The organism is Serratia myotis, from assembly GCF_027474885.1.
Taxonomy (GTDB): domain Bacteria; phylum Pseudomonadota; class Gammaproteobacteria; order Enterobacterales; family Enterobacteriaceae; genus Serratia; species Serratia proteamaculans.
Genome location: NZ_CP099707.1, coordinates 4,237,619 through 4,250,594 on the forward strand (window position 1 = coordinate 4,237,619; position 12,976 = coordinate 4,250,594).

General features: G+C 57.2%; 8 protein-coding genes. 3 read left to right on the forward strand and 5 right to left on the reverse strand.

From position 1 onward, the window contains the following. Positions 1-2: 2 nt before the first annotated feature. Together NHG65_RS19960 and purL are read right to left on the reverse strand one after the other, a co-directional pair. Positions 3-1,439 carry a sensor histidine kinase gene (locus NHG65_RS19960; protein ID WP_099062690.1) on the reverse strand — a complete coding sequence of 479 codons (1,437 nt, stop codon included), beginning with the start codon at positions 1,437-1,439 and terminating at the stop codon, positions 3-5. A gap of 800 nt (positions 1,440-2,239) precedes the next feature. Further along, positions 2,240-6,130 (reverse strand): phosphoribosylformylglycinamidine synthase, encoded by a 3,891-nt coding sequence (purL, locus tag NHG65_RS19965; RefSeq protein WP_207979567.1) that lies wholly within the window; start codon positions 6,128-6,130, stop codon positions 2,240-2,242. Between the two features lie 279 nt (positions 6,131-6,409). On the opposite strand from purL, the gene mltF reads away from it, so the two are divergent. Continuing rightward, positions 6,410-7,870, forward strand: coding sequence for a membrane-bound lytic murein transglycosylase MltF (mltF, locus tag NHG65_RS19970; protein WP_499182584.1), 1,461 nt, complete (start codon positions 6,410-6,412; stop codon positions 7,868-7,870). On the opposite strand, the gene tadA is transcribed toward mltF, so the two are convergent. Then, positions 7,871-8,383, reverse strand: coding sequence for a tRNA adenosine(34) deaminase TadA (gene tadA, locus NHG65_RS19975; protein ID WP_261427867.1), 513 nt, complete (start codon positions 8,381-8,383; stop codon positions 7,871-7,873). Between the two features lie 110 nt (positions 8,384-8,493). Between tadA and NHG65_RS19980 the strand changes: the two genes are divergently transcribed. Next, complete coding sequence (locus NHG65_RS19980; protein ID WP_499182585.1) at positions 8,494-9,546, forward strand: DUF2157 domain-containing protein; 1,053 nt, start codon at positions 8,494-8,496, stop codon at positions 9,544-9,546. A 199-nt stretch (positions 9,547-9,745) separates the two neighbouring features. Further along, positions 9,746-10,897, forward strand: coding sequence for an L-threonine dehydrogenase (gene yiaY / locus NHG65_RS19985; protein ID WP_499182586.1), 1,152 nt, complete (start codon positions 9,746-9,748; stop codon positions 10,895-10,897). A gap of 42 nt (positions 10,898-10,939) precedes the next feature. On the opposite strand, the gene yfhb is transcribed toward yiaY, so the two are convergent. Both yfhb and NHG65_RS19995 read right to left on the reverse strand, forming a co-directional pair. Further along, entirely contained in the window at positions 10,940-11,596 is a 657-nt protein-coding gene (gene yfhb, locus NHG65_RS19990; protein WP_099062695.1) for a phosphatidylglycerophosphatase C, read from the reverse strand. Between the two features lie 3 nt (positions 11,597-11,599). After that, positions 11,600-12,967: a PTS transporter subunit EIIC gene (locus NHG65_RS19995; protein WP_219016810.1), complete on the reverse strand. Its 1,368-nt coding sequence runs from the start codon at positions 12,965-12,967 to the stop codon at positions 11,600-11,602. Between the last annotated feature and the right edge of the window lie 9 nt (positions 12,968-12,976).

Here is a 12,976-nt window from a genome sequence, read left to right on the forward strand (position 1 = left end):
TATTATTCATTCTCGGCGGTTAATGGCAATTCAATACGGAAGCAGACGTCTGCGCCGGCGACTTCGACCAACTGCAGTTCGCCACGCATGCGGCGGATACAATCCTGCGCGATGCTCAACCCCAGACCGCTTCCTTTTACTGCCCCTTTTCGCTGGTGACTCCCCTGGAAAAAAGGCTCAAAAATCATGGTTTTCTCGGCTTCGGGGATCGGCGTGCCGCTGTTAGCGACATCAATCTGCACCCTTTGCCCAACCTGACGGCTGCGGATCCAAATGTTACCGGATTCCTTGCCGTAGTGCACCGCATTGGAGTAGAGATTATCCAGCACGCGCATTAATAGCGTAGGCTCTGCCCAGCAGATTTCCGCATCCAGTTGGATCTCGGTGCCGATCATTTTTGCCCGCGCCGGCAAACTGTGCGCAGCCACCACCATTTCGACCATCCCTTCCAGCTCAACATTCTCATGTTCTGCCGGACCATCGGCCAGTTTGCGGTTGTAATCCAGCAGTTGTTCAATCAGTTGCTGCAGGTGGCGACTGCTGCCGTCGAGAATGGCCACCACCTCTTTTTGATCTGAGGTCAGCGGACCGGCCACTTCGTCCGCCAGCAGTTCGGTGCCCTCACGCATGCTGGCCAACGGCGTCTTCAACTCATGCGAGATATGGCGCAGGAACTCATGGCGCTGCGACTCCAGCCACGCCAAACGTTCACTCAACCAGATAATGCGCTGTGCCAACGAACGCAGTTCACGCGGCCCTTTAAACAAGGCGGTACTGCCCAACGCCCGCCCTTCCCCCAGACGGTTGATCATACGCTCGACCGCTTTTACCGGGCCGATAATCATCCGGGTAAACAGCACCACCAGCATCACGCTGACCAGGAACAGCATCAGCGCCTGCCAGCCGAAGAACTGGCCGCGCTCGGCGATCGCCTGCTGCAACTGCTGGCCGCGAGAGAACACCACGGCGCGCGTGGCCTGTACCATCTCGGCATTGGAGCGCGAGAACGACTCCAGCAGCGTCGACGCCTGCGAGTCCGGGCCGCTGTTCTGGCATTTAATCGCCGCCAGTTGGGTTAGCAGATCGCGCAAGGTTTGATAATAGCGTTCATCCGGCAGGATCGGCGCGTGGGCATCGAGCATCTGCGAATACTGTTTACGTTGGTTCTGATACAGCCGAGCCAGGGTGGGATCCACCAGCACGCAGTACTGGCGATAGCTGCGTTCCATTTCCAACGCCACGCTGGTCATCGCTTCGCTACGTCGCGCATCCACCAGCGTGGTGCGGTTGATGTCCGCCGCCTGAGCACTGAGATGATCCAGACTCTGGTAAGCCTGATAGGCCAGCACCAGCAGTGGCAACAGCACCAACAAGAACGCCATCAGCACCAGTTGGCGCAGTGAGCGGGGAAATAAACGCCATCTTTTCAACGAAATCATCTCATTGTCTCTAGTCTGCTCCGATGCTAACCGAGTCGCCGATGAGAGGAAAGCCCGGCGTTCCGCGGAGCGTCAGGAAAATACAGGTCAGCGGGCCATCGTAGGGAGTTTGCGTTTAAGGCTTTCGATAACGGATGAATACAGAGGTAAGCATAACTTTGAGATTTGACGCTGGGGCAGGGCTGCCCCATCGCAAGAAAGTGTGGATGCCCTTGAATCTCGTCCCCAGGGTGATGTAGCACAAGGCTGGCATCGAACAGGACGAATAGCATCCGTAAGTATCCGGGATTGATGAATATTCATCACAGTTGGATACAGGCGGTGCCTCACTCCACGTGTCGCCCGATGCTTGATAAAGCGCTTGCGCGTCTGTTATCGGTTTGGTTGGACGATAGGCACCATTTCTTTGGCATCATTCGGAGGCTTATGAGGCAACTGTTCCGTCTAAATACGGGGCCGTCATAAAAAGTTGAATGAGCAACTGGGGAGAATAATGCACTTATCGTGCCAACTTTTCAAGTAATTTTTAACATACTGATATATATGGATAAAAAATTTATTCTCTGTCAAAAGTCGCTCATTAACGCCACATCGGGTGAAGAAAAAAACGCCACCCTGTCGTCAAAAACCGACAACTTAAGCCAATTAATTTTTCACCATTATAAATCAATGAGTTAAGTGTCTCTTTTTAGAGACAATGAAAATAGCCTCTGTCGCAAAATGCAGACAACCACCAGCGCGCAGAACAATAAAAAGGGGCGCAATCTCTTGCGCCCCTCGGGCTACAGCTAAATGCTCGCTTAACCCAGCTGTTTACGGGCGTTGCGGAACATGCGCATCCACGGGCTGTCTTCGCCCCACTCTTCCGGATGCCACGAGTTGCTGACGGTGCGGAAGACCCGCTCCGGATGCGGCATCATCACCGTTGCGCGGCCATTGGTGCTGGTCACTGCGGTGATCCCGTTCGGCGACCCGTTCGGGTTGGCCGGGTAGGTTTCCGTTACCTGGCCGGCATTATCGACAAAGCGTAATGCCACCAGGTTATGGTGTTCCAGCGCTGCCAGATGCGCAGCATCACGCACTTCGACGTGCCCTTCACCGTGCGATACGGCGATCGGCATGCGTGAACCCGCCATGCCCTGCATGAACAGCGACGGGCTGGCCGCCACTTCCACCAGGCTGAAACGCGCTTCAAAACGGTCTGACAGGTTGCGCACGAAGCGCGGCCAGTGTTCAGCACCCGGGATCAGGTCGCGCAGGTTCGACATCATCTGACAGCCGTTACACACACCCAACGCCAGCGTTTGCGGACGGTGGAAGAAGGACTCGAACTCGTCACGAACGCGATCGTTGAACAGAATCGACTTCGCCCAACCTTCACCGGCGCCCAGTACGTCACCGTATGAGAAGCCCCCGCAGGCCACCAGCGTATGGAAGTCCTGCAGGTCACGACGGCCTTCCAGCAAATCGCTCATGTGAACGTCTACCGCATCAAAACCGGCGCGATGGAATGCCGCAGCCATCTCAACGTGAGAGTTAACCCCTTGCTCACGCAGCACCGCCACTTTAGGGCGCGCGCCCTTGGCGATGTACGGCGCAGCAACGTCTTCTTCCGGGGCAAAGCTCAGTTTGACGTTCAGGCCAGGATCGCGTTCATCCTGCTTGGCCTGGTGCTCCTGATCGGCACATTCCGGGTTATCACGCAGACGCTGCATCTGCCAGGTAGTTTCCGCCCACCAGGTACGCAGCGTGGCACGGCTTTCGCTGTACACCGCTTTATCGCCCTGAGTAATCACAAAGCGATCCCCGGCCTGCACGCTGCCGATGTGGTGAACATTGTCCTTCAAGCCGTGCTGCGCAAACACCTGCTGCACCGCTGCAAGCTGGTCAGCCGTGACCTGGATCACCGCGCCCAACTCTTCGTTGAACAGCGCAGCCAGTGCGTCGTCGCCCAGCCCTTTGATATCTACCTGCACACCGCAGTGACCGGCAAACGCCATTTCCGCCAGCGTGACCAGCAGGCCGCCATCAGAACGGTCGTGGTATGCCAGCAACGCGCGATCGGCCACCAACTGTTGCATGGCATTGAAGAAGCCCGCCAGTTGCTCAACATTACGCACGTCGGCCGGTTTGTCGCCCAGTTGACGATAAACCTGCGCCAGCGCAGTGGCACCCAGCGCGTTATGGCCGTTACCCAGGTCGATCAGCAGCAGCGCGCTGTCGCCTTTATCGGTGCGCAACTGTGGCGTCACCGTGTGGCGTACGTCTTCTACGCGAGCAAAGCCGGTGATCACCAGTGACAACGGCGAGGTCATTTCGCGCTGTTCATTACCTTCCTGCCAGCGGGTTTTCATCGACATCGAGTCTTTGCCCACCGGAATAGTGATACCCAGCGCCGGGCAAAGCTCTTCGCCCACCGCTTTCACGGCTTCATACAGACCGGCATCTTCACCCGGGTGACCGGCTGCCGCCATCCAGTTAGCAGAAAGCTTCACGCGCTTGAGCGAACCGATTTCGGTTGCCGCCAGGTTGGTCAGGGCTTCCCCGACCGCCAGGCGGCCAGAGGCGGCGAAGTCCAGCAGCGCCACCGGCGCACGTTCGCCGATCGACATCGCTTCACCGTAGTAACTGTCCAGGCTGGCGGTAGTGACCGCACAGTCGGCCACCGGGATCTGCCACGGCCCCACCATCTGATCGCGCGCCACCATACCGGTCACGGTACGGTCGCCAATGGTGATCAGGAAGGTTTTCTCTGCGACGGCCGGCAGATGCAGAACGCGGTTGACCGCATCGGCCAGGGTGATCTCGTCGCGCTGTAGCGGCTGGCCTTTGGCCTGCAGACGGGTCACGTCACGCGTCATCTTAGGCGTTTTGCCCAACAGCACGTCCAGCGGCATGTCGATCGGTTGATTGTCGAAATGACTGTCGTTAAGCGTCAGATGCTGTTCTTCGGTGGCTTCACCGATCACCGCATAAGGCGCGCGCTCGCGGCGACAAATCTCGTCAAACTGCGCCATCTGCGCCGGGGCAATCGCCATCACATAGCGTTCCTGCGATTCGTTACACCAGACTTCCAGCGGGCTCATGCCCGGTTCGTCGTTCAGGATATCGCGCAGTTCGAAACGACCACCGCGGCCGCCATCGCTGACCAGTTCAGGCATGGCGTTGGACAAGCCGCCGGCACCGACATCGTGGATAAACAGAATCGGGTTTTGCTCGCCCAACTGCCAGCAACGGTCGATCACTTCCTGGCAACGACGTTCCATTTCCGGGTTGTCGCGCTGTACCGAGGCGAAATCCAGATCGGCGTCGGACTGGCCAGAGGCCATAGAAGATGCCGCACCGCCGCCCAGGCCGATATTCATCGCCGGACCGCCCAGCACCACCAGTTTGGCACCGACGGTGATTTCTGCTTTTTGTACGTGGTCGGCACGGATGTTACCGATACCGCCCGCCAGCATGATCGGCTTGTGGTAACCACGCAGTTCCACGCCGTTATGGCTGTTGACCTGCTCTTCATAGGTACGGAAGTAACCCACCAGCGCCGGACGGCCGAATTCGTTGTTAAATGCCGCGCCGCCTAATGGGCCATCGGTCATGATGTCCAGTGCGGTAACGATGCGGTCCGGTTTGCCGAAGTCCTGCTCCCATGGCTGTTCAAAGCCGGGAATACGCAGGTTGGAAACCGAGAAGCCCACCAGACCGGCTTTGGGTTTGGCACCGCGACCGGTAGCGCCTTCGTCACGGATCTCGCCGCCGGAGCCGGTAGCAGCACCCGGCCATGGGGAGATCGCCGTCGGGTGGTTATGGGTTTCTACCTTCATCAGGATATGGGCTTCTTCCTGATGATAATCATACTGACCATCTTCCGGCGCGGCGAAGAAACGGCCGACCTGCGAGCCTTCCATCACGGCCGCATTGTCTTTATAAGCCGACAGCACGTAATCCGGCGTCTGCTCGAAGGTGTTTTTGATCATTTTGAACAGCGACTTCGGCTGCTGTTCACCGTCGATGATCCAGTCGGCGTTGAAAATCTTATGGCGACAGTGCTCAGAGTTGGCCTGCGCGAACATATAGAGTTCGATATCCGTCGGGTTGCGCCCCAGACCGGTAAAGGCATTCAGCAGATAGTCGATTTCGTCCTCGGCCAGCGCCAGACCCAGCTTGATGTTGGCCTGCTCCAGCGCGCTGCGCCCTTCTCCCAGCATGTCGACCGCCTGGTAAGGTGCCGGCTGATGCTGAGCGAACAGTTGTTCGGCCTGTTGCAGACTGCTGAAGACGGTTTCCATCATGCGGTCGTGCAACAACGTGGCAAGCTGCTGCCATTGTGCTTCGGTCAGCGTCGGGGCCTTGACGTAGAACGCCAGACCGCGCTCCAGCCGCAGCACCTGCTTCAAACCGCAGTTATGGGCGATATCGCTGGCTTTGGAAGACCACGGAGAAATGGTACCCGGACGCGGCGTCACCAACAGCAGGCGGCCTTCAGGGGCATGTTCGGCGAGAGAGGGGCCGTACTTGAGCAAGCGCGCGAGCTTGGCGTGCTCTTCGGTATTTAACGGTGCGCTAACATCAGCAAAGTGGACGTACTCGGCGTAGATATCACTGACCGGGAGTTGAGCGTCCTGGCAGCGGGACAGCAGTTTGGTAACACGAAAAGCCGACAAAGCGGGCGAACCACGCAGTATTTCCATAATCAAAGTTCTCTCGTCTTCGAAGCAACTGACTTCAGCACTTCATTGGGCGCAACAGGGGGAAAACGCGCGCCATTATAGAGAATCTACGCCGCCGACGAAACCGTTTGCGTAGCTATTATTAATAAAAGCTGTCTGCGCCGTCGAATTGTCATAACGTGTCAATAAAGTTGCACGCTGGCGTTTTGTTGCGCAAAATGCCCCGGCACTGTTGATTTAACCATAAGAAAAGACTGGTCAGCCGTCGGCAGTGCATGTGTGCCACCACTGGATAACTATTTGAAACGCCTTAAAATAAACTACATTCTAATCGGTGTTGTTACCTTGCTTCTGGCGCTCGCCCTGTGGCCCAATATTACCTGGCGCGGCGGTCAGGGCGGGCAACTCGAAGAGATCAAATCCCGCGGAGAGTTGCGTATCAGTACGCTAAACTCGCCGTTAACCTATTTCACCACCAAGCAGGGGCCGAGTGGCCTCGACTATGAGCTGGCAAAACGCTTTGCCAACTATCTGGGGGTGAAACTGGTGGTGATCCCGCACAACAACATTAATGACCTGTTTGACGATCTGGACGATGACGACGCCGACCTGTTGGCCGCCGGGCTGATCTACAATCAGGATCGGCTCAGCCGTGCGCGCACCGGCCCGGCTTATTATTCTGTTTCCCAACAGCTGGTCTATCGCCTGGGTACCGCACGCCCGAAAACCTTTGCCGACATTAAAGGCAAACTGGCGGTCGCCTCCGGTTCGGCACACGTCAGCACCCTGAAACAGCTTAAGCAAAGTAAATTCCCTAACCTCAGTTGGGAAGCCTCCAGCGATCTCACTTCGAAAGAGCTGCTGGAGCAGGTGGCCGACGGCAAGCTGGATTACACCCTCGGCGATTCCGTCACCATCGCCCTGCTGCAACGCATTCACCCTCAGTTGGCGGTAGCCTTCGACGCCACCGATGAAGAACCGGTCACCTGGTATCTCAAGCGTGGCAGTGACGACAGCCTGTATGCGGCGATGCTGGACTTCTACAGCCAGATGGTTGATGACGGCACGCTGGCGCGGCTGGAAGAGAAGTACCTCGGCCACGTCGGCAGTTTCGATTACGTCGACACCAAAACCTTCTTGTCCGCCATCGATTCAGTGCTGCCGACCTTCCGTTCGCTGTTTGAAAAGTACGCCAGCGAGATCGACTGGAAGCTGCTGGCGGCCATTGCCTATCAGGAATCACACTGGAACCCGCAGGCGACCTCACCCACCGGCGTACGCGGCCTGATGATGTTGACGCGAGCCACCGCCGACGGACTGGGGGTTAACGATCGTCTCGACCCCGAGGAAAGCATTCAGGGCGGCGCCCTCTACCTGCAAAGGCTGATGGCCAAGGTGCCCGACAGCGTGCCGGAAGATGAACGTATCTGGTTCTCACTGGCGGCCTACAACATGGGCTGGGGCCATATGCTCGATGCCCGTAAGCTGACCAAAATGCAAAAAGGCAATCCGGACAGTTGGGTCGACGTCAAACAGCGCCTGCCGATGCTCAGCCAGAAACGCTACTACCCGCAATTAACCTACGGCTATGCACGCGGGCGCGAAGCCTATAACTACGTGGAAAACATCCGCCGCTATCAGGTTAGCCTGGTCGGTTATTTGCAAGAAAAGGAGAGAAAGGCGGCGCAGGAAGCGGCCGAGCAGGCGGAACTGGGGAAAGGCTATCCGGCCGTGACACCGGAGTTGGCACTGAACTTCTGATTATTCAGGCCTGTTATCCGTATCGCTGCGCTGCGCCTGCTTCAACGCCTTTTTCTGCTCACGACGCAGGCGGAAAAAGTTGCTCAGCGTGGCGGCACACTCCTCGGCCAGTACGCCGGACAGGATCTCCACCTGATGATTCATGCCCGGATGGCGCAAAATATCCACCAGCGATCCTGCCGCACCGGTTTTGACATCGGCCGCGCCGTACACCAACCGACGAATACGGCTGTGCACCATCGCGCCGGCACACATCACGCAGGGCTCCAGAGTCACATATAAGGTTGCGTTCAGCAGACGGTAGTTCTGTAACACTGTCCCGCCTTGTCGCAACGCCATGATCTCCGCATGCGCCGTCGGATCGTGGCGACCAATCGGCCGGTTCCAGCCTTCGCCAATCACCTGATTATCCAGCACCAGCAACGCGCCTACCGGCACCTCGCCCTCTTCCTGCGCACGCAGGGCCAGCCGCAATGCCTGACGCATCCAGTACTCATCATTATATTCAGTCATTGCATCATTCCTCGTGCACTTTGCGGCGGGCATTATACACAGTACCCCCCTTTTGTCGCAGCCACTCGACTATACTGGCCGAATAACAGTGTTTTTCAGGGACAGGAAACATGAAATTCAGCAAAAAGAATGCCGTTGTGGTGCGTAAGGCGCTGGACGGTTGGGTGGGTGAAGGCGCACTGACTCCGCAACAACAGCAACAACTGCTGCAACATGTCGAAGTACAGCCCTTTGACTGGCGAAGACTGGCGCGTTATGCGTTTCTCGCCGCGTTGGCTTCGTTGGTGATTGCCATCAGCAGCCTGTTCGCCGACAGCGAGCTGCTTTACCGGCTGGGTCAACTGTTCCGCTTCGATGCGCCGGTACGCATGACAATGGCCGCCGTGGTGGCCGCCCTGGGTTATGTCTGGGCGCTGCGCCGTCGCCGCCGTCATCCGGAAAAACGCTATGGCAATGAAGCGGCACTGTTTGTTGCCGTGCTGTTCACTGCCTGCGCCCTGTGGCAAATGGGCGTCTGGCTCGATAACGGCAGCGGTCGGGTTTCCCTGCTGCTGATGTTTGCCGCCCTGTTGTATGCCGTGATTGGCTGGTTCAGCCGCTCCGGGTTGGTGTGGTGGTTTGCCTTGCTGTCACTCGGCAATGCCTTCGGTGCCGAAACCGGCTATATGTCCGGCTGGGGAGCTTATTGGCTGGGCATGAGCTTCCCAATGCGCTTTATCGCCTTCGGAGCAGTATTGATCGCCGCGGCATTGCTGTTGCGGCCCCTGCTCGCCAGTCGCGGGCTGGAGCGAGTTTCGCTGGCGATGGGTTTGTTGTATCTGTTTATTGCCCTGTGGTTGCTGTCGATCTTTGGTAACTATGGCGACCTCGACAGTTGGTACAACGCGCGTCAGATTGAACTGTTCCACTGGAGCCTGTTGTTCGGCCTGGTCGCCATCGGCTGCATTTGGCTGGGGCTGAAGCGCGACGACGGCATGCTGCGCGGATTCGGGCTGACGTTCCTTGGCATTAACCTCTATACCCGATTCTTCGAATTCTTCTGGGGCGCCATGCCAAAGGCGATTTTCTTCGTACTGCTCGGCCTGAGCCTGTGGGCATTAGGCCACTATGCAGAAAAGATATGGCACCTGGGCCGTAAACCCCACGATCAAACCGAGGATTAAGGCCTGTCGCTTAATCGTAAGTCTTACTGCTGGATTGGGCTGATGCAGGGGAAATAGACCATACAATTAAAATGGTTAAATTGGAATCAAATCAATCACCTGGTCTAACCACTGCAAAATTGCGATAGATCATAATGATTTAATAATTAGCGGAGTAGTGTTTGAGGCAAGCAATAAAGCTTTTATCAAGGAGTGAGTTATGGCTGCCTCAACTTTCTTTATCCCTTCAGTCAATATGATTGGTTCCGGCTGTCTGGACGAAGCGGCAAACACCATGAAACAACAGGGATTGCGCCACGCATTGATCGTGACCGACAAAGTGTTGAATAACATTGGCGTGGTTGCCCAGGTTCAACGGTTGCTCGCCGCACAACAGATCGAAAGCTGCGTTTATGACGGTACTCACCCTAATCCAACCACGCTGAACGTGAAACAGGGCCTGGCGCTGCTGCAAGAACACCGCTGCGACTGCGTAGTCTCGCTCGGTGGAGGTTCGCCGCATGACTGCGCCAAAGGCATTGCGCTGGTCGCGACCAACGGCGGGGAGATCAAGGATTATGAAGGTGTCGATCGCTCTGCCAAACCGCAACTGCCGATGATTGCCATTAACACCACCGCCGGCACCGCCTCCGAAATGACCCGTTTCTGCATCATTACCGATGAAGCACGCCACATCAAAATGGCGATTGTCGATAAACACGTCACCCCGATCCTGTCGGTCAACGATCCACACCTGATGGCCGGCATGCCAAAAGGGCTGACCGCCGCCACCGGGATGGATGCATTAACCCACGCGATTGAAGCCTACGTTTCCAGCGCCGCCAACCCGATTACCGATGCCTGCGCTCTGAAAGCCGTCACCATGATTGCCGAATCGCTGCGCGACGCGGTTGCCGACGACAGTAATATGCAGGCGCGTGAAAATATGGCCTATGCCCAGTTCCTGGCCGGCATGGCCTTCAATAACGCTTCACTCGGTTATGTGCACGCCATGGCGCACCAACTCGGCGGTTTCTACGATCTGCCGCATGGGGTATGCAACGCCGTGCTGCTGCCACATGTGCAGGAGTTCAACGCCCGCGTTTGTGCACCACGGCTGAAAGACATCGCCGTCGCCATGGGGCTGGATGTGAAACACCTTAACGACCCACAGGGCGCTGCCGCCTGTATCGCCGCCATCCGTTTGCTGGCGAAAGACGTCGGTATCCCGGCCGGGCTGCTCGATTTAAAGGTGAAAGAACAAGACTTCGATACGCTGGCGGCCAACGCGCTGAAAGATGCCTGCGGTTTTACCAACCCGATACAAGCCACCCACGAGCAGATTGTCGCTATCTTCCGCGCGGCAATGTAAACCACCAAAAACAACAAAGGGCGGATCTCCCGCCCTTTGTTGTTATTCCAGCTGTTGCAGCTCACCCAGCTTGCTGACCCGCCAACGGTGCTCGCAGAAATACAGCAAAGGATTATCCTGCTTGCTGTCGCTGTAGCCACTATATAACTTGAGCGGTGCACCGAGACGCTGTTCCAACTGAGTCACCTTCTGCACCCCCAGGCAACGCAGAGCCAGCACCCAACCACCGTAACGCCGTAAAATACGGCTCCCCACCAGATGTACCTGTGGCAGAAAAGCAGAGTCCTGATACACCTGCTCCACCAGTCGCTCCGGCGAACCCGTGATCAGCCATACCTGCGCATCATGCACTTCGAGGTACTGACGCAGACGCATTTGCACCACCGGGAAAGCGGTCACCTTATCGCGAAAATAACTGACAAAGCGCTGTTCCAATGCCTTTAAACGGGCCTCTGAGCGACCAAAGGTAATTGACCACAACAGAACGCTCATCGGCCAGCGGGCGGCGCGCCCCATCACCAGCAGTGTCAGCCCGACAACCGGCAACAACGGCACCACCAGCAACAGATTCAAAGGCAGATGGCGTAACAAAAAACGCAAGAAACTGCCAAACATGTCTTCCTGATGCAGCGTGCCGTCCAGATCAAAGAACACCACACGGCGGCCTTCCTCGGCCTGCTGGTTCTGTTTCTCGCTCAAGCGCTACTCCTCAGGATCGTTGAATCCCATTATCCAGGTGAAAATAAATCCAGCAGCAATGGTAATCACCAGACCAGCCAGATACAACATCACCTTACCCGAGACAATGGTTAACGCCAAAGGTAAACCCGAGATGCCGAAGGTGATCACCGTCGCCACCTTCCAGTAACTGATCAGTGCACCACCCACTGCCCCGCCGAGACAGGCGGCGATAAAGGGCCTCCCCAGCGGCAAAGTCACACCGAAAATCAAGGGCTCGCCAATGCCAAGAATGCCGACCGGCAGCGCCCCTTTGATCACCTTTTTCAGGCGGGCATTACGGGTTTTCATTAATACTGCCAGCGCGGCTCCGACCTGGCCGACCCCTGCCATGGCCAAAATCGGCAACAGAGGATTAGAACCGTGCGCCTGTACCAGTTCGACGTGGATCGGCACCAGCCCCTGATGTAAACCTGACAGGACCAGCGGCAGGAAAAGCCCGGACAGTACCGCGCCCACCAGCAAGCCCCCTTTATCGATCGCCAAATTGGCGCCGTGGGCGATAGCGTCCGAAATATAGCCGCCCAGCGGCTGCAGGATCACAATTGCCAACGATGCGGTGACCAGCGTGGTGATCAGCGGGTTGAGGATTAACTCAATCGACTCCGGTAGCCAATTACGCAGGCGCTTTTCCACCCAGCACATCAACGCCACCACCAGCAGTACCGCGATGACCCCGCCACGGCCAGGCTGCAACGCCTCACCAAACAGAGTGATCTGCGCCAACGCCGGGCTGGAGAGAATACCGGCCATGACGCCGCCCATCGCCTGTGAACCGCCAAACACCCTGGCGGCATTAACCCCCACCAGAATATTCATGATGGCAAATACTGCGCTGCCGAAAATCGCCAACAGCCCCAGCACGTTGGGGTAATTCACTGCCAGCTCACCGGCAATATCCGGCCGTTTCAGCAGGTTAATGATGCCGGTAATCAAACCGGAAGCGATAAACGCCGGGATCAACGGAATAAAGACATCGGCCAGTTTTTTCAGCGCTCCGCTCATTGGCGCGGCATACTTTTGCTTGGCCTGCGCCTTGTTGCGGGCAACAGCATCCCCAACTGCTACCGCCGCCGGTGCGCCGGTGAGCAGTGAACGCATGGCATCCACCACCTTGGCGGCGGCCCCCGGACCCACGATGAACTGGTGCTGATCGCCCTGTTTGATATAGCCTTTAACGCCCGATAACTGTTTGAGCGCCGCTAAATCAAGGCGTTGCTCGTCGCTAACTTCGACGCGCACCCTTGTCATGCAGTTCTCCAGACGGAGGATATTCCCCTCGCCGCCAATGCCCGCCAGAATCTGTGTCGCCAGTGCCGTTGTCTTGTCCATCGCCCGCCC